The sequence below is a fragment of the Listeria immobilis genome (genome assembly GCF_014322845.1).
Classification (GTDB): Bacteria; Bacillota; Bacilli; order Lactobacillales; family Listeriaceae; genus Listeria; species Listeria immobilis.
Map to the genome: position 1 here is coordinate 139,195 of NZ_JAASUA010000002.1, position 25,385 is coordinate 164,579.

Here is a 25,385-nt window from a genome sequence, read left to right on the forward strand (position 1 = left end):
GCAAGCACATGAGAATTAGCGGGACACATGTGTATTACTATTTTGTTTGTAAACGAAAACTGTGGTGTTTTTCTAAAGAGATACGAATGGAACACTTAGATGAAAATGTTCAACTTGGAAAATTATTAGATGAAACTAGTTATACCAGAGAAAATGGGCAGATAATGATTGATGAAACAGTCAATATTGATTTTATTAAAGATTGGAAAGTTCTGCATGAGGTAAAAAAAAGCCGAGCAATTGAAGAAGCTGGGATTTGGCAATTAAAGTATTATATGTACTTTTTAAAACAGAAAGGGATAGTTATTGAGAAAGGAGTGGTTGATTACCCAAAACTAAGACAAAGAGAGACCATTTTCTTGTCAGAAGAAGATTTATTAAAAATTGAAAATATACTAACAGAAATAGAAAATATAACAAACGATACTAAACCACCAAAAGTAATAGATAAACCACTTTGCAAAAAATGTGCCTACTATGAGTATTGCTATATTTGAGGGGTGAGGAAAATAGAAAGCTATTATTTATTTTCAGATGGAGAGCTAAAACGTAAAGATAATGTTATTAGGTTAACGGCACCAGATGGAAGGTTTAAGGATTTAAAGGTTGAGATGACTCGTGAAATTTTCCTTTTTGGAGAGGTAAACATGAATACGAAAGGTTTAAATTATATTGGTCAATTAGGAATTCCGATTCATATTTTTAATTACTATGGTTTTTATTCTGGAAGTTACTATCCTAGAGAAACAAATGTCTCAGGGCAATTATTGATAGCACAAGTGGAACATTATACAGATGAAAAGAAACGACAATATATTGCTAGCGAGTTTACTCAGGCGGCTAGTTATAATCTGCTTAGAAATTTGAGATATTACAAGCAACGAGGAAAAGATGTAGCAAAAGAAATGGAGGAAATTAAGTTTTTACGAAAATCCATAGGAAAGATGGGAGATATACAAAGTTTAATGGGGATTGAGGGGAATATTAGAAAGCTATACTATGACGCATGGCAAAAAATTATTAATCAAGAAATTGACTTTGAAAAAAGAGTGAAAAGACCGCCAGATAATATGATTAATACTTTGATTTCATATGTTAATTCTTTAGTATATTCTAGTTGCTTAACAGAAATATATAAAACGCAACTAAATCCAGTAATTAGCTATTTGCATAGTGCGGGGGAACGTAGATTTTCTTTATGTCTTGATATTGCAGAAATATTTAAACCGCTGATTGCAGATCGAATAATATTTAGTTTGCTAAATAAAAAGGTGATTACGGAAGATGATTTCGAAAAAGAAGCCAATTTTTGTTACATGAATAAAACAGCACGTCAAAAAGTATTACAAGCATATGATTTAAGAATGAAAGAAACAATAAAACATCGTGATCTAGGTCGAAATGTTTCGTATCGACATTTAATTCGTTTGGAATGCTATAAAATAGTTAAACATTTAATGAATGACAAAGAATATGAAGGATTTAAAATTTGGTGGTGAGTAGTATATGTATGTAATTCTAATTTATGACATTTCTGTTGAATCTGGTGGTGCTAAAGTTTGGCGCAATGTCTTTAAAATTTGCAAAAAATATTTAACACATGTTCAAAAATCAGTATTTGAAGGAGAAATAACTCCAGCACTTTTGGTGAAATTACGAATGGAATTAGATAATTATATTCGTCAGGATGTTGATTCTGTGATTTTATTTTCTAGCAGACAACAAAAATGGCTAGAAAAAGAATTTTGGGGATTAGCGGATGAAAAAACATCGAATTTCTTTTAGCTGAATTTTTTCTGTCGACCGCTAGTAGTGTGAAAAACACGGGAGGTCGACAGAAACATGAAATGCGCTGGGGGAGAAGCTTTTTCGGAAATCTTACTTGTTTAAAATAGGAAAACAAAACTAAACTTCACCTATTTTTGTATCGGTCGACAAAAATAGGCATGTGAGGTAAGATGGGAGTAAGGAAAGATTTTGACGGGTTTTTAACTACTTATTGTGAAATGTAAATTTCGCTGATGGACAGGGCATGATGTTACAAGTTAAAGGTTTTTAACTACTTATTGTGAAATGTAAATAACGGTATACTCGTCAAGTATACTATCAGTGTATGTTGTTTTTAACTACTTATTGTGAAATGTAAATTCGTTTCTTTCGCCTCCCAAGAGATTTTATTTTCAGGTTTTTAACTACTTATTGTGAAATGTAAATGCTGTCATAGTTGATTTTAAGTCACTTTTGACAGAACGTTTTTAACTACTTATTGTGAAATGTAAATGTCGTATAAGTCAATGTGTCATCTTTCAAATATATTGAGTTTTTAACTACTTATTGTGAAATGTAAATCACATTTTTGAAGATGAGGAAGATGAGGAAGATGAGGAAGAATAGAGTTTTTAACTACTTATTGTGAAATGTAAATCAACTAGTCCCCACTATATCCCTATGCAACGACTGGGTTTTTAACTACTTATTGTGAAATGTAAATTATCATTTTAAACTACGATACTTAGATGAACTAACTGTTTTTAACTACTTATTGTGAAATGTAAATATAAATACTCACCGGAATATTTAAAAGCTTTTATTGTTTTTAACTACTTATTGTGAAATGTAAATATCGATCGTCAAGATGTCGCATTAAATAATGTGAAAGTTTTTAACTACTTATTGTGAAATGTAAATGCGTTTCATATATATTTCGACGTCGCTTTCATTTTCGTTTTTAACTACTTATTGTGAAATGTAAATATAGTAACTCTGTATTGTTTGTTCATATATAGTACGTTTTTAACTACTTATTGTGAAATGTAAATGCATTTATTATTGTGCCTCGTAACCTTCACATTTTCTCGTTTTTAACTACTTATTGTGAAATGTAAATCCTAGTATCCATTGTCCTTGGCTCATTGTACTTCACGTTTTTAACTACTTATTGTGAAATGTAAATAAAGAACAACATAACTAAAAAGGCTACGGTTAAATTGTTTTTAACTACTTATTGTGAAATGTAAATGCGGTTACGTCGTACCCATATTTCTTCTTGCTGTTTGTTTTTAACTACTTATTGTGAAATGTAAATAAAGAATAAAGGAATAAATCTAGTGAACTATCTCCGTTTTTAACTACTTATTGTGAAATGTAAATATAATCTGCCCCTGTTTCAACTTTTGACCTACAGGTTTTTAACTACTTATTGTGAAATGTAAATTATACTCTTTTTGCTACTAATCTACCTTTTTTGTTTGTTTTTAACTACTTATTGTGAAATGTAAATATTAATCATTTTATAAAACACCTGCTTCCAATAAAGGTTTTTAACTACTTATTGTGAAATGTAAATCAACACTAAAAGTCACTGTATAGGTTCCTTCTTTATCGTTTTTAACTACTTATTGTGAAATGTAAATTATCGAAGTCCCAGCTTTTACCAATGTAATCAACCAGTTTTTAACTACTTATTGTGAAATGTAAATATATTGGATTCAAAAATTCCAATTACATTTTTCTCCGTTTTTAACTACTTATTGTGAAATGTAAATATACAACACCAGCCATCACTTTGAAGTAAAGGCGTTTCGTTTTTAACTACTTATTGTGAAATGTAAATATATTAGCTGGAACTTTGTATCCTGCTTGCGAAAGAGTTTTTAACTACTTATTGTGAAATGTAAATAAAGTGGTGCTAGAAAATAAGGAGTGATTTTGAAAAGTTTTTAACTACTTATTGTGAAATGTAAATCATTTTTCGAGTTCGTGCGTATGTTTATACGTTTTGCGTTTTTAACTACTTATTGTGAAATGTAAATACAATATTGTAACATAAAACTAATCCTTCAAATCGGTTTTTAACTACTCATTGTGAAATGTAAATTTTTTTGTAAGTTCCGATAAATCTAAACTAGTTTGTTTTTAATTACTTATTGTGAAATGTAAATGAAGAATTGTGTGAGGAAGTTATTGAAATTTGCAAAGAAATGTAAATAGGCTTACCGTACGGAACTTATGTAGTAAGTGAACCGTTTTTAACTACCCATTGTAAAATGTAAATCTATCTACAGTTTATGAAAACTCTAGTAATCGATAACTATGATATTTTAATATGAGCAAGATTAAATTCTAAATCATTCATATTCTTCTCAACCACTTTAACTACTTTTTACGATATATAATCAATACTGAGATACTTATCTACAAAAACGCAAAAAAATGTAAATATCCAATATTTTTTCAATATATCCCAAACTTAGAGGTTAGAATTTCTAAGCTTTTTATAACCATCTAAAATATAATTAAGGTTATTTCCTCTTTTTTAAGCAGAAATTTCACAAAATACTCACAAATGCTTTCTAACAAAATGCTATACTAAAAGATAGGGAGAAATCCCCTCATTTTAGATAGAGAGGAAACGATGAGATGAGTGAGATAAAGGTACAAGAAACGACTTTCCAAAGCCATGCAAGCAACTTGGCAAGCGCCAGTGACGGGAGCTATTTACCACTAAAAAATGGTAATATGCCCTATTCAAGAGCCAATTCGATTAATGAATTGCGATCGGCATTAGTTGATTTATTGGATGTAGTGGAGCGTTTTCAAACGGTCACGAAAAAAGATAGCGAGCGACTGACACAAATGGGAACTGCCTACGCAAATCAAGATAAAAGCGCCGGACAGAAAATCAGTCAGCTGGAGGTGCGCTAAATGGATGCAACACACAACCAACTAGAACAAGAACTCCAACAAATACAAAAAGAAAAAACAACCGCAGAAACCCATATAGATCAGACTCGAATAAAACAAAATAAACAAGATTGGCTGGAAGAAGACACGAAGCACTTTGAACAAGAAAAACGGGAATTGCTGGAGTATTTCCGTACTGGCTGGCAAGGAGAAGAAGCGAATGGGTTTCATCATTTCTTAGAAGACCAACAACAGGAAGAAGCGACTGCCTGGAAGAAAGACCTCCAATTGAAAAAAACACATTTGGAAATGGAACAACAAGAAAATAAGGCTCAGCTCCACGCACTAGAAACGAAACAAACAACCTTGCAAAAGGAGTGGAGAGCATGAGCCGAATAGACATCGCAGAATTGAACGATTTTCTTCATGGTTTACGTAGTAGTAATGCAGAAGCAAAAGATATGATAGGAAATATCACTCAAGCAGCAGCCGATTATGCACAAGATGATCGCTTAAAAGGTGCAGCAGTGACCACATCCAAGCAGTATTTTACGGATACTTATATGCCCATTATTCAAAGTATTATCGAAGCGCTTAATGAAAGTGAAGAACGTTTAGCCCAATATATCCGAGAATTTGGCGCCCAGGTAGATCCTTCTCCTTCTGCCAAAGTCGATGCCCAGCTTTTACAAGAAGTGATGGAAAAAGTTAGCCAGCTCCAGCGAAAAGAAGAAGATTTACACCAACAATTAACCGCCCCAAATACACGACCAGACATGGAACAAGTTTATGTCGTGAAATCAAGAAGTGTCCATACGCAACTTTTGCGAGCAATCGAAAAGGAAAACATCCTGGAAAGATACCTGGCATTTGAACAAAGTCATGGGGATTTTTTTAGCGCACTGCATGAACTTATTCTCGCAACCAGTCGTTCGGTACAAGAATTACTTCAACATGTGACATTCAATGCGCAAACAGGTACCTACACCGTGTCACCAAGTGTCACTTCAAGCTTGCAGCTCATGAAGAAAGCCCTGGATAATGCCCGAAAAGAAAATGACAAAGACCCCTATCCAGATGGTTTCGAAGACTACACCTTGTTTGCTTATACTTACGTGAACGACAAAGGAAAAAACGTGACCATGTGGTTAATTGAAAAAAATGGGAAACGGGTAGAAAACAAGGAATTGCAAGACTTTCTCGAAAAAAACGGCCAAGATTTACCCCCTATTTCTTATACAGAACTATCAGGAGAAGACTTGGAACGCAAAGTCAATGACTCCTGGAAAGAAGGAGTGAATTATTTAACTGGCCAAAAAGTAACGGATGCCAGTGCTGGTATTTTAAGAACCTCTGCTTATATTGCCAGTGGGAAAGATGTCATGGACGATACCGGGTTAACAGATATGGCGCTAGGACTAGGTTTTAGCATTGCGGCAATCAGAAATAAAGCTATTTTAACAGAAAAAGGAAACGCGCCCAAAGTTACTAAAGACCCACAAATGAAGAAAGCAGGCAAGCTAAAAACCAAAACCAATAAGTTGCATCTACCAGACCAACTCAGCGAAATGGCCCGTAGAATCCGTCAAAATATCGAAGCGAGCCAAAAAGCAAGAGAAGCCTCCAATTTGAAAGAATATCTAAAAAAAGAAAAGGCTGTTTTAGAAAAGATTAAGAAAGCAAGTGGAGCTGGAAAGAATATTGAAAATGTTAACCCTTCGGAAATTAGGTTCAGTCAAACTTCTGTAAATGGTTCAGATGAAATTATTGCTAGTATGAAAGCGAATGGTTGGAAAGGTGACCCAATTGATGTTGTGAGAATGCCTGATGGTAGTTTGACGACTCTTGATAATACAAGAGTTGCAGCAGCTAGAAAGGTTGGGATAGACGTTCAAGCCAATGTTAGAAGCTATGATACACCTTTACCTAATCAAGCCACAATAGATAGATTTACAACAAAAAAAGGGGTTCCAAAAACATGGGGTGAAGCTATAGAGTTACGAGTTGGAAAACAGAAAGCTGATTTCAGAAATAACAATCCAATGGGGTCGTTTGACTTAGAGAAAATAAAATAGAAAGAATGTGCTTATAATTATGAAGAAATTTTATATTGAAGAAGACGTATTTATATATCCTGAAGCCTATAATAAATTAATTGAATTAAACTTGATAGATTTTGATGTGTGGTATTTAATTGAGTCAGGTCAGGCAACTAGAAGGTACCATGACTTGAAAGAAAGATACCCGAATAGAAAGTTAATACCTTTTGCAAGAAGAGACGATAATGATGATATAGCTTGTTTTGAGATTGGAAAAGAAAATAGAGTTCAATTAATTCATGATTTCACTACGGAAGGTTTTGAACAAAGAGGCGAATTTGAGGATTTATGGGAGTGGGTAGAATCTGCTGTTAAAACAATGATTGAATATAATCGGGAGGAAGAAATTGTCTAATGAAATAAATTATACAAAATTGAGTAAAGAAGTTTCTTATGCATTACGTCATGCTCCATGGGAATATGAGTTAGAACTGGATAAAAATGGTTGGGTGCCAATTGACCAATTATTACAAGCATTACGTCAGTCAACTGAATGGCAAAATGTAGAATTTGATGATTTAAAAGTAATGATTGAAAAATCAGAAAAAAAGAGGCATGAAATCAAAGAAGATAGTATTCGAGCATTGTATGGACACTCTATTCCAATGAAAATAGTAAAAGAAGAAGCTATTCCTCCTAAATTTCTGTATCATGGGACTGCACATGATTTTTTATCTGAAATTGAAAAAAATGGTTTATCTCCAATGTCCAGGCAATATGTTCATTTATCCGAAGATATAGAGACAGCTATTTTAGTAGGGAAAAGAAAAGAGAAGAATCCGATTATTTTAGTGATTAACACAGAAAATGCTAGAGCTAAAGGAATAACTTTCTATTTGGGAAATGAGAAAGTTTGGCTAGCAGACAGTATCCCCTCAAAATTTCTTGAATTATTACAAAAATAAAGATACTTTTTAATTCTGTTTTTAGATGATTAAAATAATGACAAAGGCTGATATTTTAGATGGTCTACCAGATGGTTGGAAATATACAGAAAACAATGGCTTTATTCATGTTAGAGATTTAAACGGAAAAGTTAGAATGAAAATTGATCCACCAGATAATATGACAAAGTTTGATCATGTACATTTATTTGACAATAACGGAAATCCAATAGATATAAATGGAAATATTGTGAATCGAAAAAGCTCAGATGCACATATTCCATATGAAAAGTAGGAGGAAATATGGAAAAAATTAAAATGATACAAAAAGTGATTGAGGATACAGAATACTGGGATGCTAGAGTATATGATTGTAAAACACTTTATTTTGGTGATGAAGTTCATGTGATATTTGAGGGAGAAGAGAATCAAGTATATACAATTAAATTCATGAATTGTTACAAAGTATCGTATAAAAACAGTTTTACTCCAGAGACTAGTATGAAAGTGAGAGATATGAGCAAGGGACAACTAGGCTATTTTATGCAAGATATTTCTCTGGAAAAGTATGGAGATAATGAAGAATTTATTGAGTGTTCCCTTAATTTATCAATAATCACAGCTTCTATAGTTTGTAAAGATATTATTGTGGAAGAATTGGATCAAAAAAATATTTCTTTTTTTGGGGAAGATAAGCAGTAGAATAAAAAGCACCTAATTATATGGGAATTGCCACTAAAAAATGAGAATAAAAGAAAACACTTTCGTTGGATTCATGTAAAATGAAATTAACGGAGGTGTTTTTTCATCATGTTCCACTTTTTTTGAGCAGACTGGTTTTATTTGGAAAATCAATTTCTCGATAATTAGTGTGTTCTCTCTTTTTCGTCCAGCGAAAACCGTTTTCGACATCTTTGTAACCGCTTGCAGGAGGGCGAGCCTATACTTATAATGAACGTAGCAAACAGGACAGACATAAGCGTTTTTCGGAATATTAGCCTGCTGGGAAGTTGGAAACAGAAAAATGGAAATATTTCATCATATTTTCATTCTAAACTAACAAAAAGGAGAGCTTAAGAATGAAAAAAATCGTGTCGATCAGTTGTATTGTTGCAGTTGTAATACTTCTTGCTAGTTGTGGTAAAGGAGATGCATCCAGTTCTAAAGTGGAGTTTTACACGGATAAAGGTGGAGAAAATGTAGGTATTATGAATTCTATGTCTGACCAAATTGAAAAAGATGGAGGCGTGGGCTATAAAACCGTTGGATACACAGAAGTGACAGCCTATGAAACGACCGTACAGCAGTCACTTGATAGTGAAAAGGCACCAGGGTTATTCACTTGGTGGAGTGGCGATAAACTGAAAAAATTGGTAGATAGCGATTTAGTTGTTGATTTAACGAAGGAATGGAAGGAATATTACGAAAAAGAAGGGGTCAATCCAGGGCTTGCAGATGCCTTTACAATTGATGGGAAAGTTTATGCAGCTCCGTTTAGTGTGTTATATAACGGAATTATATATAATAAAGCGGTATTTGATAAGTACGATTTAGAAGTGCCAAAAACTTGGGATGAGTTTATAAAAGTATGTGATACATTGAAAGCCAATAAAATAGATCCAATTGGTTTGAAAAATGATCCATGGGCTAGCTTCTTATGGTTTCAAACGCTAATTGCGAGTTATAATCCTGATTTATATGTAGGATTAACAAATGGCGATATAAAATATACAGATCCTGAAATGAAAAAAGTAATGAAAGTATGGCAAAAAATGATTAAAAAAGGATATTTTGGCGATCCAGTAGATCCAGCATCACAAATGAAAATGTTCTCAACAGATGAAAGCGCAATGGTCTATGAGCCAACTGTATCTTCTACCACTTTGAAAAAAGAGTATAACATGGAGCCTGGCAAAGATTTTGATGTATTTGTTGCTCCTTCTATGACAGCAAATCAGAAACAGGTCATTTTCTATGAAGCATCACCAATTGTTGTTTCAAAGAAAAGTAAGCAAAGTGCGGATGCGAAAAAAGTACTGCAAAGTTTTTACAAGAAAGATGTGCAACAAATTTTTGTAGATGAGGCAGGGATTATAAATACAAATAATACCAAGTCAGATGATCCGGTGAACGGTAGTTTTGTTAAGGAATCAGCGGATGCGAATAAATATCAAGTAATGGTTCGTTATTATGAAGCAACACCTAGTGAGATTGTAACAGTTGCAACCGATGAATTATGGAAATTTTTCTATAACCCTACAGATGCAGTGCTAGATGACACATTAAACACAATTCAAAAAGCAGCGGATAGTGCATTTAAATAACATGGGGAAAATGGCGAGCAATATAGTTATAACCAGATTGCTCGCCGCTTTTTTCAAAAGAAAGGTGTGAATGATATGGGTCTACAAGCCAAAGCGAATTTTAAAAAAGGGAGTGGATTAAAGGCTTATTTGTACATAGCGCCAGCGGTACTTTTTGTGTTTTGCTTTTGTATTTTATCGATTATTTTTACCTTGGTTATTAGTTTTACAGATTGGAGTGGTTTAGGAAGTTTTAAATTTGTTGGTTTTGATAATTATGTTGCTGTTTTTCAAGACAAAAACTTTTTATTATCTTGCATTAATACACTTGTTTGGGTGGCTGCGGGGCTTATTATTCCTGTTGTTCTGCCGCTTCTGTTTGCTATTGCGATTATTAAAAGTTCTTTTGCGACAATTTTTAAGAACTTATTTTATTTTCCAAATGCGGTTTCTGGAGTTATTGTAGGGTTGATTATGACAAGTTTGCTGTCTATGTATGGTTTGCCGCAACTGTTAGGGATGTTAGGCTTTGAAAATTTGGATAAAAATTGGCTTAACATTCCTTATGTCAATACAGGCGTTATGATTGTTGCGGGGATTTGGCAAGGGATTGGCTTAAATATGTTACTATTTATCATTGGTTTAGTGAATATGCCAACAGAGCCGATTGAGGCAGCAAAATTAGAAGGGGCATCGGGGCTTTCGCTATACACCAAAATCATTTTGCCATTACTAAAGCCAACGATTATTGTAGTTGTGCTAATGTCTTTAGTGAATAGCTTCAAGACGTTTGATAGTATTTGGGTTATGACTGGCGGTGGGCCGTATCGCACTTCGGAAACATTAGCCGTTACGATGTATAAGGAATCATTTTCAAATAATCATTTAGGGATGGGGTCGGCAATTGCTGTGATGCTATCTGTGATTATCCTAGTTATCTCCATCTTTTATTTACGAAAGACATTTAATAGAGAAGGGAGTAATTAATTATGATAGAAAGAAAGCACGCTGGAGTTGGAAAGTGGACGGTAAATATTATTCTAATCATACTGGCGATTATTTGGATTTTTCCGTTTCTTTATGTTATTGTCAACGCTGTGAAAAGCTCGGTGGAATATAGTACGGGGAATTTCTGGGATATACCAAAATCCTTTTCGATTGCGGAAAACTGGGAATACTTAACGCAGCAAATTCAACTTGGTTCAGGTTTTATTAATAGTATGATTTATGGGGCAATCGGCGGAGGACTTGGTATTATAATGGCGGCACTAGCAGCTTTCGCGATTGAGACACTAAAAATTAAACATGGCTTGTTTTGGTTTTTCATTATTTATAGCGGGACTATTTTTCCTTTTCAAGTGTATCTAATTCCCATTTTTAAAACGTATAATCAAGTTGGGTTATACGATACACGAGTGGGGATGATACTGATTTATGCAGCGCTGATTATTCCATTTAGTGTGTTTGTCTTACGGAACTTTTTGATGGGTATTTCTAAAGAGATGTTAGAAAGTGCAAGAATGGACGGGGCATCGGATTTCTCAATTTTTAGGAAAATTTATATGCCAATGGCTCGTGCACCACTTGCGGCAGTGTTTTTATTCCAGTTTACTTGGATTTGGAGTGATTTGTTATTCGGGATGACATTAACAAAATCTGAGTCTGCGCGTCCTGTAATGGCAGCGGTATCATTACTTGGCGGCTCTACCATACAAAAAGTACCACCTATTTTGTTAGCAGCTATTATCGTATCGATTCCGACAATTGTATTATTTATTCTGTCACATAGAAACTTAGAAAAAGGATTTATTATGACTACTAAATAAGGAGTGTTGTAGAAATGGCTTTATCAAAGAAATGGAAATTGTACGTGTTGCATCATTCGCATACAGATATTGGTTATACAGAGCGTCAGGAAAAATTAAAGCGGTATCATGTTGATTTTATCCAACAAGCGATTGATATTTTGACGGAAATTGAAAATGGCAAACGTCCGGAATGGGAAGGATTTCGCTGGGTATGTGAAAACTATTGGCAGGTTGAAAATTTCCTTAAAAATAGTAGCGAGGAAAATATTGCTTGTTTTGAACGATATGTGCAGGCAGGATTAATTGATATTTCGCTTAATTATTTAAATATGACTGAATTAGTAGATGATGACGTATTAAATCATAAACTGGCACAAGGTAGAAGTTATGCGGATCGTTTAGCGGTTCCACTTGATTCAGCTATGAGCGCTGATATTAATGGTTATGCTTGGGGTTATGCGGATGCGTTAGCAAAAAATGGAATTGAAAACTTATTTAGCTGTATTCATACGCATCACGGCATGTTTCCACTTGAGAAAAAGCATCAAGGTTTTTGGTGGGAAGGTCCAAGCGGCGAGCGGGTTTTAACTTGGGTATCCGATCATTATCATATGGGCAATGAGCTTTGTTTAGTGCCTGACCATGGTATTACGTATTTATTAGAGGATCGCTTTAATGAAAAGGCAGAGGTAGCTGATTTTAAAGTGGCAGAAGAACGCATTTTTCAATATATTGAGAAACTGGATAATGATGCAGATTATGAGTATGATTTCGTGCCAATCATGGTTTCGGGAATGAGTACGGATAACGGAGCTCCGAATGGTCGGATTTTAGAGCGAGTGAAGGCTTGGAATAATCTTCATGGGGAGCAAATTGAAATTGAAATGATCACGCTTAACCACTTTTTTAAAGTTTTGCGAGAGGAAATGAACGAACTACCAGTGTATCGTGGAGACTGGAATGATTGGTGGGCAGATGGTGTTGGATCAACCCCAGCTGTCGTGAAGCATTACAAAGATGCGCAGCGCAAATACCATATCGGCAAGCAATTAGCATCTGACTTTGTTGCAGCAGACAAGGAGTATTTAAATGAAGTGGAGTACGAATTGGCATTATATGCAGAACATACGTGGGGTTACTCCTCTTCTGTGACAGAGCCATGGGAAACACTTGTAAATGATCTCGACTTTAGAAAATCATCCTACGCAATTCGTGCTAACCAATTAGCATCACTGAAATTGGATGAGATTTTAGCGTCTAAAGGGGAAGTGACCATTCGACCTGACCGTGAAAAATTATTTAAGGTAATCAATCCGCAATCAGTGACTCGTACGGATAGTGTTCGCTTATATATTGAGCACTGGGAAGATGTGGAAGGTGTTGGCGTAGATATTTTATTGCAAAATCTCGAAGTAGTAGATGAGGTGACTGGAAAAGTATTGCCATCTCAAGTAAGAGAAATTGCTCGAGCGAAAGAAGTAGAAGTAGTTCTAGAATTGGCAGGTTTAGAAGAACGCATTTTACGTATTCGTCTAAAAAAAGAACTACAAAAAGCGCCTTATCGCTTTTTAGCAGTAGATAAAGTAAATGATGTGATGTATGATGGTTGGCAAAAAGGTTTACGTGTAAATGCGCATCAAGTGGAGACGAAATATTATTCGATGACTTTTGACGAAACGGAAGGAATTATCGCAATGACGGATAAGCGAGATGGTCGTTCGCTACTTCGCGATAATTTAGAATATGCACCGTTTGTAGGAATTTATGAGCGTACGAAAACAGAACCAAATGCTTGGGAAGTTCGTCATACAATGGGGCGAAACCGTAAAAAGATAAACACCAATCGTTACGTATCCAAATTACAAAATATTCAAGTGAGAGAAATTGGTGATGTAAGTGCAACTGTTGTATTTACATATGATTTGGAAGGCACACAAATGTATGAAATTCATATGAAAGTATTTCGTGATACGCCAAAAATAGATGTCACATTACGATTGCATAAAGACAGCATTTGGGATCCTGAAAATCTGTATATATCATTCCCATTTACGACAGGTCAAACGGAGGAACTTTATTTTGATAAAACGGGATGTCTTGTACGACCTGGTGTAGATCAGCTACCTGGAACTAATCAAGAGTTTTATTTAGTTCAAGAAGGAGCAGCTTATGTGGGAACGGAAAAATCGATTATTCTTGCGCTTAAAGATACACCACTACTAGTTTTAGGAGATTTAGAGCATCATCTTATTGAACTAGCTGGACTAGGAGAGACGGAAAAAAATAAAGAACCACTCTATGTTTGGGCGATGAATAATTTCTGGGAAACCAATTTTAAGGTGGATTTAGCAGGATTTTATGAGTTTAGGTACACCCTTTCGATTTTACAAACAAATCAGGCAGATGTTGCTTTGGATGCTTGTAAATCATATAATCAAGGCTTTTTATCGATGTATGTGTAAGGGGTGTGGAAAGAGATGTATCGAATTGGAATAGATATTGGTGCAACAAATATGCGAGTGGCTTTGTTCCAATCTGACACGCAACTGGTGGCACGTGAACAAGTTAAAACAGAAGCGGCATTAGGACCTGCGCAAGCATTAGAAAAATTAGTGAAAATGATTCAATTAGTAGATCCAAAACGTTTAGCAGTTGGAGTGGGGATTTGTGCTCCTGGACCACTTGATTTGGCTAACGGTAGTATTTTAGATGCTCCCAATTTACCAGGATGGTTTGGCTTCTCGATTCGCGATCAGCTTGCTAAATATGTTAATCGACCTGTTTTTTTAATCAATGATGCCAAGGCAGCCGCTATTGCCGAAGCTAGCATTGGTGCGGGACGTGGCTTTAATAGTGTGCAGTATATTACCGTAAGTACAGGTGTTGGCGGCGGTTTTGTATATGGTGGAGAACTATTTTCCGGGAGTCATGGTCATGCATCGGAAATTGGAAATATGATTGTTGAGGCAAGTTTGCCAAATGGTACACTAGAAAATATATGTAGTGGTAGTGCTTTGCTTTATACAAGTAAAAAATTATTCGGGGAAGATAAAACGGCAGCCGAGTTATTCGTACAATACAAAGCTAATCATAAACAAGCACACCAAGTAATAGATGAATGGTTACAGCATTTCAGTGCAGCAGTAACGTCCATTATCCAAGTGCTTGATCCAGAAGTTTTTGTTCTTGGTGGTTCTGTCATTTTACATCATCCATGGCTAATAGAAAAATTGCAGCCAGTTGTAGCAGGACAAGTATATGGTTCAATGAAGGAAAATATTCAGTTAAAAGTTGCTAGCCTTGGAGACGATGCGGGGCTTTATGGAGCGATGATGCTTGTTAAAGGAAAGGAATGGTGAAATATTGGAAAAAGATACAAGTTTAAATAAGGAAATGATGGGCGATGAAACGTATTTTCGCTTACGACGAATTACCGATGAAATTTTGCAAGAAGGCTTACATGATAATCAGGAGCTGCAAACGTTAATTGATGGGATGATAGATGACGTTTTGCAACAGACGAACATCTCTGAGAAACTACAGCGCATGTTTCGAAAATGTATGCTAAATACGATTACAACAACCCTTGTTCAAAAAAAAGATGATACAGCATTTTTATTTACCGGTGATATTCCAGCGATGTGGCTGCGTGATTCAGGAGGACAACTGCGCGTATTTCTAAATCTAAATGATCCAACAGGTAAGCTTTATGATGTGATTGGAGCTGTAATTAGACAGCAATTTCGCTACATTCTTCTTGATCCATACGCCAATGCATTTAATTTTGCGGGGAATGGGAACTGCTGGAGTGAAATTGATCAAAGTGAACGGCAAAATCCCTGGAGCTGGGAACGGAAATATGAACTAGATTCCCTTTGTTTTCCTGTAGAACTTGCGTATTTTTATTGGAAACAGACTGGTCGTGTAGATTTATTTGATCAAGATTTTTTGGCAGCAATTAAGGAAATGATTCGTGTATTTCGGGTTGAACAACATCATGAATCGCAATCAGAATACTTTTTTATTCGTGAAAATGGGGTTGAACAAGATAGCTTGCCAAATCAGGGGCGCGGGACCAAGGTGAGTTATACAGGAATGATTTGGTCCGGTTTTCGTCCTAGTGATGATGCATGTGAATATGGCTATTTACTACCAGCCAATATGTTTGCCGCTGTCATCCTAGGCTATTTGGAAGAAATAATGACAGCGTTTTACCCAGAGGAAAGTGATTTATCAAGCTCAATAACAACGATTAAAAAAGAAGTTCAAGAAGGAATCGCAAAATTTGGCATCATTAATCATCCTAAATATGGAAAAATATACGCATATGAAGTAGATGGTCTAGGTAACAGTAATATCATGGATGATACGGGAGTTCCGAGTTTGCTCTCTTTGCCGTATATAAAATATTGTGATACAAACGATGAAATTTATCAAAATACACGCCGTTTTTCTTTGTCAAAGGATAATAGATATTACTTTGAAGGAACGGCAGCGAAAGGATTAGGAAGCCCTCATACCCCACCAGAATATGTTTGGCATATGGGATTAGCAATTCAAGGCTTAACTTCAACGAGTGATGCAGAGTGTCGGGAATTACTACGATTATTTGAAACAACAGATGCGGGAACAGACCTAACACATGAAGGATTTTTAGCAGATGATCCAACAGTGTATACAAGGGAATGGTTTTCTTGGTCAAATTCAATATTTTGTGAGTTTATTTTAAAAGAAATTGGGAAAATGAAGCTATAACTTGTTTTCGATATACAGAATATCCTTGTAAGTAATTATGAGGATATTCGTTGTATAATAGTCACAAATAAGGAAAAGAGGTTTTAGCGATGAAATCAGGAATTGTGCAATTGCAAGCAATGGCCAAGCAGTCCATGGGGTCCTATCAAGATATTGCTAAGTATGTCGTGACGAATGCAGAAACGGTAAAAACGATGCATATTACACAATTAGCTGATGAATGTTTTACAAGTCCAGCAACAATTGTAAGGATGTGTAAAAAACTTGGCTATAATGGATTTACTGATTTTAAGCAGGATTTAGTTTTAAATTTACATAAGTGGTTTTTTGAGAAACAAGAAGTATACAATCGAGGCTATATTTATCCAAACAAGGCGGCTATCGAAATTGGTGAGGTTATTACTAATTTAACGATTAACGGCATGATTAAAAGTGTGCAATTTTTAGATTCTGAACTTGTAACGGACTTGGCGAAAATACTGTATGAAGTAGACCAAATTGATTTTTATGGTTGTGGAATTTCCAATCTTGTGGCGCAAGACTTTTCCTACCGTTTTTTGCGTTCAGGAAAGAGTACGAGTGCATTTGCAGATTCACATATTCAAACTTCACAGGCGCAACAATCAAGTGCTGGTTGTGTTGCTGTGGGGATTTCATACAGCGGTGAGACACAAGAAGTGATAACTGCACTTGAGATTGCGAAACAGCTGGGTGCATATACAATTTCGTTTACATCGGAGGCAGATAATAGTTTAGCGCAAGTTGCAGCTTGTAATATTACTGTGGCTCAAATCGAACATCCAGAAGGCTATGTTGCAGCGGCTTCACGTATTGAGATGTTACATGTGATGGATATTATTTATTCTGTTTATATTAGTATGTATGATGAAACTATTCCGGCGAAAATATCACGAACAAGACCATATTTTAAAAAGAAAAATGAAGAGACCGAACAAGAATAAAATATGCTTAAAAGACCTCTTTTTTCGTACGGCGGAAATGGTTTTCGCTATTAGCTACAAGTATTGTAGAAAACGCATTAAATTCTTATACTGGAAGCAAGAAGGGAAGGAGGCGCGTTAATATTGAGTAAAAATCAAACGAGTTACAATCACTCGCCAACAACAAAAGTAAAAGGTGATTTTAAAACTTGGACGGGATTTCAAGCTATTTTTTCGGAACTTTCCAGTGCAGTAGCTAAGCAATCAAAAAAGAAGACAGTTTTAGCGATAGAAACATACCCAGGAGTACGGATTAAAACGCTAAGACGCGCTTTAGAAGACTATTTTAAAAAGGCGACAATACTTTGTGCAGATGATTTTGCGATGCATGGACAGGAGATTCAGGATAAATTCGCCATGTTGATTACAGAAGATCGTGTTTTTGGAAGGATGGCAGCACTAAAAATTGTAGATTATTATGATAAAGCGAAGTTAGCTTTATTAATGGAAAAAGTGGCTGCAACAGATAGTTTAACGATTGTTTATGGGACAGGAGCAAGTATAGCAGCAGATGCTGATGTGACAGTATATGTGGATGTTGCTCGTTGGGAGATTCAACAACGAATGCGGTCAGAAGAGATTGGAAATTGGAATGATACTAATTTGGATGAAGACATTTTGCGGAAATATAAAAGAGGTTTTTTCTTAGATTGGCGCGCAGCTGATCGATTAAAAGTAGAATTATTCGACAAAATTGATTATTATGTGGACGAAAATTCACTTGATAATCCCAAAATGGTATGCTGGTCGGATTATTGTTTAGGGCTTGAGCAAATGTTGCAAGGACCATTCCGCTTTGTACCATATTTTGACCCAGGAGTTTGGGGCGGACAATGGATGAAGAAAAATTTAGGGTTAGATTCGCGCGTTAATAATTTTGCATGGGCGTTTGATGGCGTTGCGGAAGAAAACAGTTTATATTTAGAATTTGGGGATGTGCGCATTGAAACACCAGCGATTAATGCCGTTTTGAAATATCCGATGGAGCTACTAGGTGAGTTAGTATTTAGCAGGTTTGGCGCGGAATTACCAATTCGTTTTGATTTTTTAGATACGATAGAGGGACAGAATCTCAGTTTGCAAGTTCATCCGAATAAGGAATATATAAAAAAACAATTTGGTATGGATTATACACAAGAAGAGAGCTATTATTTGCTAGATGCAAAAAAAGATGCGGTTGTTTATTTGGGTGTGAAAGATGGAGTCGCACCAGCAGATTTAATTGGAGCACTTGAAGATGCACAAACAGGAACAGCCGACCTAGATGCAACCGAGTATATTAATACTTTCCCGGCAAAAAAACATGACCATTTCTTAATACCATCAGGCACAGTTCATTGTTCTGGTGCCGACTCAATGATACTAGAAATAAGTTTGTGTGCCTACATATTTACATTTAAGTTGTGGGACTGGGGACGATTAGGCTTGGATAATAAACCACGACCAGTACATCTAGAACATGGTAAAAAAGTAATTAATTGGAATCGCTCTGAGAAATGGGTGGCGGATAATTTAGTAAATAAATTTGTACCTCTAGTTGAAACGGCTTCACATACCAAAGAGCGAACAGGATTGTATAAAACGGAGCAGATTTATACAGAGCGAGATTGGTTTACTGATTATGTTGATTACGATAACACGGAAAAGACGGTCAATATGTTGAATTTGGTGGAAGGAGATTGCGTCATTGTTGAGAGTTTAGAAAATGCATTTGACGCTTTTGAAATTCATTATGTAGAGACATTCGTGATTCCGGCACAAGTAGAAAGATTTAGGATTAGGAATGTTGGAGAAAGCGAGCGAGTGGCAGTTTTGCGAGCACGAATTATGTAAATGGAAGGCGCAATCAACTAAACTGATTGCGCCTTCTGGTGTGTGGATTAATAGTCATTTTTTCAACTAATGACAGATAATAAAACTACAATCAACGCCAAAATTGCAGGTAGACCTTGCTTTACTAGAATTCCTTTGGAAGAAGTCGCCCCTCCAAATAATGCTGCAATAACCACACAGCTTAAAAAGAAAATTTGCACAGTGCTGGCATACACATCACCCGCAAAAAACAAACCCCAAGCAAGACCTGCCGCCAAGAAGCCATTATAAAGCCCTTGATTCGCAAACAATGTCTGCACTTTTTTATTCTCAAGTAATTCTTTTTCGACACCAAAAGTTTTTGCTGCCAGTTTAGTATTAGCGAAAAACATTTCTAAAATCATAATATAAATATGCTCAATCATTACGATGAAAGTTAAGATAAAAGCTAAAATAGTCATAAAAATCCCTCTTTTCTAATCCAAAGTATAGCATATAATAAATTATTTCTGATGAAATTAAGGCACAAATATTGACTTCTCTCCCAAATCTACATAATATCAAACGTAGACTACTATATTTTAGTCTGAAAAGGGGGAATTTATATGCAACAAGAGAGAGCAATGGAGCGACAGATTCGGCCAATCCCGATTATCGCCTCATTTTTAATGGCAGGATTTATTGGGTTATTTAGTGAAACGGCATTGAATATGGCGCTTAGTGAATTGACTCAGGTATTTGATATTAGTTCAGCGACAGTGCAGTGGCTTACAACTGGTTACTTGCTAACGCTTGGAATATTAGTACCGATTTCGGGGTTACTTTTACAGTGGTTTACAACGCGAGGACTATTTTTTACAGCAGTAAGCTTCTCGATTGTAGGGACATTTATCGCGGCAATCTCACCAACTTTTGCAATACTGATGGTGGGGCGTGTAGTACAAGCAATAGGTACAGCATTGTTATTACCGTTAATGTTTAATACGATTTTATTGATTTTTCCAGAGCATAAACGCGGCTCAGCAATGGGAATGATTGGACTCGTAATTATGTTTGCTCCGGCGGTTGGTCCGACGATCTCTGGGCTGATTTTGGAAAACTTAACATGGAACTGGATTTTCTGGATTTCTTTACCATTCTTAATTATTGCATTATTATTTGGAATGAAATATATGCAAAATGTGTCGGTTGTGACGAAGCCAAAAATAGATGTTTTATCAATTATTCTTTCTACATTAGGTTTTGGTGGAGTTGTATTTGCCTTTAGTAGTGCAGGGGAAAATGGTTGGGGAAGTACGCCGGTATTAACTGCAATTATTGTTGGTGGGATTTCACTCGCTTTATTCGTATGGCGTCAACTAGCAATGGAAAAACCGTTAATGGATTTAAAAGTGTTTAAATACCCGATGTTCACTTTGGGACTTATCTTGGTATTTATTAGTTTTATGATGATTCTTTCGACTATGATTTTACTACCACTTTATTTACAAAATAGTTTAGCGCTCGCAGCATTTTCGGCGGGACTTGTGTTGCTTCCGGGTGGAGTTTTAAACGGTTTGATGTCACCATTTACGGGAAGATTGTTTGATGCGTATGGACCGCGAGCATTAGTTATTCCTGGATTTGTTGTCGCAGTTATTGCGTTATTCTTTTTAACAAGAATCGAAACGGATACGACTGCATTAACAATTATTATACTTCATTCCGTGTTGATGATTGGGATTTCAATGGTAATGATGCCAGCACAAACCAATGGCTTAAATCAGCTGCCTCCTAAGCTATATCCAGATGGCACAGCGATTATGAATACATTGCAGCAAGTTTCTGGAGCAATTGGGACAGCAGTTGCAATTACGATTATGACAGCTGGGCAAAAAGCATATATGGAAACCGCGCAAGGAGCAGGACCTGAAGAAATGGTCGCATCACTTACTGCGGGCATTCAAAACGCCTTTATGTTTGGCTTAATCATGGCATGTATAGGATTAGTTTGTTCGTTATTTATTCGAAAAGCAAAATAATTATCAGAAAAGAACTTCTCGCTAAGGTGAGGAGTTCTTTTTTTGACAAAAATTAGCAAAGCAGTTAAAATAATATTGAATAAAGTTTATAAAGTTTGTTTATTATTATAGTGAGAGGATGGATTTAATGGCACTCCCGCGTGATTTAAAAGAACTAAATAAGCGAAATATCAAATCAATTTTACGGCAGCATGGAGCAATGACAAAAGCAGAAATTGCGGAAATAACGGACTTAAGTGTAGTTACAGTGAACAAATTAATTCGTGCTTTAGAAGAGGATGATGAAATTTTAGAGCAAGATAGTTCGGTTGCAACAGGTGGAAGAAGAGCGGTTTCCTATACAATTAATCCAAATTTCCAACAAGTTTTAGTTGTAAGTTTGCAAGAAAAATGGAAGAAAATCACTTATTCCTTTTCTGTATATAATTTGTTAGGTGAAGTGGAGTTTGTGGAAGATATGTCAGGTGAAGATTTAGATATTCATGCTCTTAAACGAAATATTAAAGACCATGTGTGCGCATTTCCAAAGATTTCTTGTATTGTGATTGGTGTCCCCGGAATTGAAATTGGTGGGAGACTGCGCGCTATGGATTTTCCACTACTTTTAAATGTGCATTTGCGAGAAACGTTGGAATCGGAAGTGAATTTGCCGATCTTAGTTGAAACCGATACGAATGCTGCCATTTTAGGTTATAAAAATCGTCCCGTTACAGAAAATAACATTGTTGGGCTTTATTATCCAGAACGTTTTCCTCCGGGTGCGGGTTTGCTAATGAATGGCGAAATTTTAAAGGGGAGGAACGGATTAGCTGGAGAGATAAAACATATGCCGCTGCAAATTAACTGGGATAACTTTGATTTTTCGGTGGATAAGATTAAAGAACATATTCGAAAAATGGTGCAACTAACAATGAGTTTTTATGATCCGGAAACAATTGTTATCTATACAAATTTTTATTTTGGACAAAAAGATTTTATGGAAGAATTAGTGCAAGATTTGGCCAAAGTATATCCATATGCTATACTTCCCAAAATACAGTTATCGCGTAAATTTACGACGGACTATCGAATTGGTTTATTGGCTTTTGGGATTGATTATCTGGAAAATAATTTGACAGATTGGAGAATATAAAAAAGATGAACCTTGAAAAAAGGCTCATCTTTTTTGTTTATTTAAAGAAATTTGGTAGGTATTCTTTGTGGGCTTCTAGAAGTTCATCAAGCATTTCACGTGCAACAGATTCGCTTGGAGTTAATGGGTTGATAGTCATCGCAAGTAGCGCTTTATCATAGTCACCAGTAACTGCGGCTTCTGCTGTTAGGCGTTCAAAAGTCTTGATTTCTTGGATAATTCCATTGATAGCAATTGGAAGACGTCCGCTTGCTAGTGGAATAGGACCTTGGCGAGTGATAACACAGTTTGTTTCTACTGCGGAATCAGGGTCAATATCAAGGATTGCGCCATTATTACGAGTATTTACAATTTGAATATCGCGTTTGTCGTTATAAATGGAATTAATTAGGTTACATGCTGCTTCACTGTAGTAAGCGCCGCCGCGTTGTTCTAGTTGTTTTGGTTTTTCTGCTAGTTCTTCTTGTTTATAAAGCTCAAATAGTTCTGCTTCTACTTTTTTAACAACTTCTGCACGTGTACCATGTTCTGCGTAGGCGCGGGCTTGGTCTTCCAGTTGTTGTTTTGTTTGCCAGTAGTAGCGCAAGTAGTCGATTGGAATCATGTTTAGTGTACGTAAGAATGTTTTATCCCAGCCAGTTGCATTGATATTTTTCAAGCTTGAGCCAGCTTCATCTTCCGTCATTTTGTAAACAACGTCTTTGGTTACGTCTTTACCATTATGATAAACGGTTTTTGCGAATACCATATGATTTAAACCAACGAATTCTACATAAATTTCAGATACATCTACACCAAGAGTTTCAGCAATATTGCGTTCGATGCCAATTGGTCCATTACATAAGCCAACTACTTTCTTTTGGTTACTATAACGAAGAACTGCTTCTGTTACCATTCCAGCAGGATTAGCAAAATTGATTAACCAAGCATCTGGACAAAGACGTTCCATATCTTTACAAATATCTAAAATAACTGGAATTGTGCGAAGTCCTTTAAACATGCCGCCTGGTCCGTTAGTTTCTTGACCAACCACACCATATGAATTTGGGATACGTTCATCTTTAACACGAGCATCTAGTAAACCTACGCGAAGTTGTGTTGTAACGAAATCAGCGTCTTTTAATGCTTCTTCACGATCAAGTGTTAAATGTACTTCCATATTAACGCCAGCTTTTTTCACCATACGTTTTGCTAGGTTGCCAACGATTTCTAATTTTTCACGGCCAGCTTCTACATCCACTAACCAAAGTTCGCGAACAGGTAGTTCGTCTTGACGTTTAATAAATCCTTCAATTAGTTCGGGTGTATAACTTGATCCGCCACCAATAGTAGCGATTTTAATACCTTTACTCATTATTCATACCTCCAAGGATATTTTTTGAAAAGGCTTACTTCATTGTTAGTTACCTTTTCTTCTCACAGTTATAGTATAGAAATATTATGAAAAAATAGCTAGTATTTGGCTAGTTTTAGGTAAGGATTTTCTAAGTAGGAACTTGTTACATTTGAGTAACGAGGTGTTACATGATAAAATAAAGCGAAAAGAGGTGCGGAAATGCTTTTTTTAGATAAAAGTTTAGAATTAAATGACACGGAATTAGATATTTATAATTATATTGTGGCAAATTTAGATAAAGTTGTTTATATGCGAATTCGTGATTTGGCAACGGAAGCGCACGTAAGTACAACAACCATTTTGCGCTTTTGTCGAAAGTTTGGTTGTAATGGTTTTTCAGAGTTTCGCGTGAAATTGCAACTTTATTTGGAAGAACAAAAGCTTTCACAAATTGATATGTCAGACGAAACTACCTATATCGATTTTTTAAAACGAACAGCCCAACCAGAATTTAAAGCGCAAATTCAAAATGCTGCTCGAATTCTTCGCGATCGGGAATTAGTTTTATTTGCAGGAGTGGGTTCCTCAGGAGTTATCGCGGAATATGGTGCGATTTATTTTTCATCTTTATTTACATTAGCGCTCCATATTGAAGATCCACTAAATCATCCGTTTTATCATCTATCAAGCAAACTTTCTGATAAAATTTGTATGATTGCCATTTCAGTCGAAGGGGAAAATGAAGATATTATAAAATATATTCACCAGCTTAAAGCGCAAAATTGTAAGGTGATTTCAATTACTAATAGCTCCAAATCAACTATAGCAAGGCTTTCTGATGCGAATATAGCTTATTATATTAATAAAGAAATGTATCAAGAAGCGAATATTACTTCCCAGTTACCAGCACTATATACAATTGAAAATATTGCCCGGGAAATAAGAACCCAAATTGATAAAGAAAAGAACTAATAGTGAGTTTTGCTTGGATTTCTAAGCAAAACTTTTTTTGTAACAAAATTGTCACTTACGAAGAATTTTTTTATTTGCTACGATTATTCTTTAGGAGGTGAAATTATGTACAGTAATACGAAAGAAAAAGTCGTGTTTACATTTATTATGTGTTCTTTAATGATTTTATGTATGAGCTCTTATAATATTTTTCTTGAAAATGGTTTTGGTACAGAGTCTTTTGTAATTATCTTAAAAGCTTTTGTTCCATTTGTTTTTGTGGGATTTTTATTAGATTTTTTTGTAGTAGGAAAACTAGCATCGCGTATTCAAATGCTATTAGTTAGTGAGAAAACTTCGAAATTCAAAAAAATTATTGTGATGCAATTATTAATGGTTACTTTTATGTGTGTCTTCATGTCAACGCTTAGTTTAATTATTAATCAGCAAGAATGGAGTCATCTAGGGATACTTATATTGCGCAATTATTTTGTTGCTTTATTTTTACAAATCGTTATTGTTTCACCATTTGTTCGTTTGATTAGTCCGAAAATTTTTGGGCTTTTGTAAAAGGAATAAAAAAAGCTTAGCATGAGATTA

The 25,385-nt window shown here is 35.5% G+C and carries 24 protein-coding genes and 1 CRISPR repeat array; of the genes, 22 read left to right on the forward strand and 2 right to left on the reverse strand.

Translation table 11 applies throughout. The features are described from left to right. Positions 1-8 precede the first annotated feature (8 nt). The 18 genes from cas4 to HCJ45_RS03690 all read left to right on the forward strand — a co-directional run bounded on the left by cas4 (position 9) and on the right by HCJ45_RS03690 (position 19,366). Entirely contained in the window at positions 9-497 is a 489-nt protein-coding gene (cas4, locus tag HCJ45_RS03605; protein ID WP_187124056.1) for a CRISPR-associated protein Cas4, read from the forward strand. A 3-nt stretch (positions 498-500) separates the two neighbouring features. Continuing rightward, a complete protein-coding gene (gene cas1b, locus HCJ45_RS03610; RefSeq protein ID WP_187124057.1) occupies positions 501-1,499 on the forward strand; it encodes a type I-B CRISPR-associated endonuclease Cas1b in 999 nt (332 codons plus the stop codon). A 7-nt stretch (positions 1,500-1,506) separates the two neighbouring features. Further along, a complete protein-coding gene (cas2, locus tag HCJ45_RS03615; RefSeq protein ID WP_187124058.1) occupies positions 1,507-1,785 on the forward strand; it encodes a CRISPR-associated endonuclease Cas2 in 279 nt (92 codons plus the stop codon). Between the two features lie 199 nt (positions 1,786-1,984). Then, positions 1,985-3,941: a CRISPR direct-repeat array (repeat unit 30 nt; unit sequence GTTTTTAACTACTTATTGTGAAATGTAAAT). 478 nt (positions 3,942-4,419) lie between these two features. Further along, complete coding sequence (locus tag HCJ45_RS03620; RefSeq protein ID WP_187124059.1) at positions 4,420-4,704, forward strand: DUF3130 domain-containing protein; 285 nt, start codon at positions 4,420-4,422, stop codon at positions 4,702-4,704. Further along, positions 4,705-5,073 (forward strand): ribonuclease P, encoded by a 369-nt coding sequence (locus HCJ45_RS03625; RefSeq protein WP_187124060.1) that lies wholly within the window; start codon positions 4,705-4,707, stop codon positions 5,071-5,073. Continuing rightward, positions 5,070-6,758: a T7SS effector LXG polymorphic toxin gene (locus tag HCJ45_RS03630; RefSeq protein WP_187124061.1), complete on the forward strand. Its 1,689-nt coding sequence runs from the start codon at positions 5,070-5,072 to the stop codon at positions 6,756-6,758. Before HCJ45_RS03625 ends, HCJ45_RS03630 begins: the two co-directional genes overlap by 4 nt. 19 nt (positions 6,759-6,777) lie before the next feature. Next, positions 6,778-7,137 (forward strand): hypothetical protein, encoded by a 360-nt coding sequence (locus tag HCJ45_RS03635; protein ID WP_187124062.1) that lies wholly within the window; start codon positions 6,778-6,780, stop codon positions 7,135-7,137. Between the two features lie 4 nt (positions 7,138-7,141). Then, positions 7,142-7,687 carry an RNA 2'-phosphotransferase gene (locus HCJ45_RS03640; RefSeq protein ID WP_425489886.1) on the forward strand — a complete coding sequence of 182 codons (546 nt, stop codon included), beginning with the start codon at positions 7,142-7,144 and terminating at the stop codon, positions 7,685-7,687. 37 nt (positions 7,688-7,724) lie between these two features. After that, positions 7,725-7,961 carry a transposase gene (locus tag HCJ45_RS03645; protein WP_187124064.1) on the forward strand — a complete coding sequence of 79 codons (237 nt, stop codon included), beginning with the start codon at positions 7,725-7,727 and terminating at the stop codon, positions 7,959-7,961. Between the two features lie 8 nt (positions 7,962-7,969). Continuing rightward, complete coding sequence (locus HCJ45_RS03650) at positions 7,970-8,368, forward strand: hypothetical protein (protein ID WP_246456451.1); 399 nt, start codon at positions 7,970-7,972, stop codon at positions 8,366-8,368. Between the two features lie 377 nt (positions 8,369-8,745). Beyond that, positions 8,746-9,990 (forward strand): ABC transporter substrate-binding protein, encoded by a 1,245-nt coding sequence (locus HCJ45_RS03655; RefSeq protein ID WP_185397444.1) that lies wholly within the window; start codon positions 8,746-8,748, stop codon positions 9,988-9,990. Positions 9,991-10,065: 75 nt separating this feature from the next. Further along, entirely contained in the window at positions 10,066-10,956 is an 891-nt protein-coding gene (locus HCJ45_RS03660; RefSeq protein ID WP_185397445.1) for a carbohydrate ABC transporter permease, read from the forward strand. A 2-nt stretch (positions 10,957-10,958) separates the two neighbouring features. Beyond that, complete coding sequence (locus HCJ45_RS03665; protein WP_187124065.1) at positions 10,959-11,795, forward strand: carbohydrate ABC transporter permease; 837 nt, start codon at positions 10,959-10,961, stop codon at positions 11,793-11,795. Between the two features lie 14 nt (positions 11,796-11,809). After that, on the forward strand, positions 11,810-14,239 hold the full coding sequence (locus HCJ45_RS03670; RefSeq protein WP_187124066.1) for a glycoside hydrolase family 38 N-terminal domain-containing protein: 2,430 nt from the start codon (positions 11,810-11,812) through the stop codon (positions 14,237-14,239). A gap of 15 nt (positions 14,240-14,254) precedes the next feature. Next, complete coding sequence (locus HCJ45_RS03675; protein WP_187124067.1) at positions 14,255-15,136, forward strand: ROK family protein; 882 nt, start codon at positions 14,255-14,257, stop codon at positions 15,134-15,136. Beyond that, on the forward strand, positions 15,114-16,532 hold the full coding sequence (locus HCJ45_RS03680; protein WP_246456454.1) for a glycoside hydrolase family 125 protein: 1,419 nt from the start codon (positions 15,114-15,116) through the stop codon (positions 16,530-16,532). The genes HCJ45_RS03675 and HCJ45_RS03680 overlap by 23 nt, the downstream gene beginning before the upstream one ends. An 89-nt stretch (positions 16,533-16,621) precedes the next feature. Continuing rightward, the gene (locus HCJ45_RS03685; protein WP_187124068.1) at positions 16,622-17,494 is read left to right on the forward strand and encodes a MurR/RpiR family transcriptional regulator; all 873 of its coding nucleotides are present in this window, start codon (positions 16,622-16,624) and stop codon (positions 17,492-17,494) included. A gap of 123 nt (positions 17,495-17,617) precedes the next feature. Then, positions 17,618-19,366: a class I mannose-6-phosphate isomerase gene (locus HCJ45_RS03690; RefSeq protein ID WP_187124069.1), complete on the forward strand. Its 1,749-nt coding sequence runs from the start codon at positions 17,618-17,620 to the stop codon at positions 19,364-19,366. A gap of 62 nt (positions 19,367-19,428) precedes the next feature. Here HCJ45_RS03690 and HCJ45_RS03695 read toward each other — a convergent pair whose 3' ends face one another. Beyond that, positions 19,429-19,806: a DUF1304 domain-containing protein gene (locus HCJ45_RS03695; RefSeq protein ID WP_185397451.1), complete on the reverse strand. Its 378-nt coding sequence runs from the start codon at positions 19,804-19,806 to the stop codon at positions 19,429-19,431. Between the two features lie 144 nt (positions 19,807-19,950). Here HCJ45_RS03695 and HCJ45_RS03700 point away from each other — a divergent pair, with 144 nt between their 5' ends. Both HCJ45_RS03700 and HCJ45_RS03705 read left to right on the forward strand, forming a co-directional pair. Continuing rightward, complete coding sequence (locus HCJ45_RS03700) at positions 19,951-21,366, forward strand: DHA2 family efflux MFS transporter permease subunit (RefSeq protein WP_187124070.1); 1,416 nt, start codon at positions 19,951-19,953, stop codon at positions 21,364-21,366. Between the two features lie 127 nt (positions 21,367-21,493). Then, positions 21,494-22,498, forward strand: a complete 1,005-nt coding sequence (locus HCJ45_RS03705; RefSeq protein WP_187124071.1) for an ROK family transcriptional regulator — start codon at positions 21,494-21,496, stop codon at positions 22,496-22,498. Between the two features lie 37 nt (positions 22,499-22,535). On the opposite strand, the gene HCJ45_RS03710 is transcribed toward HCJ45_RS03705, so the two are convergent. After that, positions 22,536-23,852: a 6-phospho-beta-glucosidase gene (locus HCJ45_RS03710; RefSeq protein ID WP_185348346.1), complete on the reverse strand. Its 1,317-nt coding sequence runs from the start codon at positions 23,850-23,852 to the stop codon at positions 22,536-22,538. Between the two features lie 201 nt (positions 23,853-24,053). Between HCJ45_RS03710 and HCJ45_RS03715 the strand changes: the two genes are divergently transcribed. Both HCJ45_RS03715 and HCJ45_RS03720 read left to right on the forward strand, forming a co-directional pair. Continuing rightward, on the forward strand, positions 24,054-24,806 hold the full coding sequence (locus HCJ45_RS03715) for a MurR/RpiR family transcriptional regulator (RefSeq protein WP_185397453.1): 753 nt from the start codon (positions 24,054-24,056) through the stop codon (positions 24,804-24,806). Between the two features lie 105 nt (positions 24,807-24,911). After that, a complete protein-coding gene (locus tag HCJ45_RS03720) occupies positions 24,912-25,355 on the forward strand; it encodes a DUF2798 domain-containing protein (RefSeq protein WP_187124072.1) in 444 nt (147 codons plus the stop codon). The last annotated feature ends 30 nt before the right edge of the window (positions 25,356-25,385 follow it).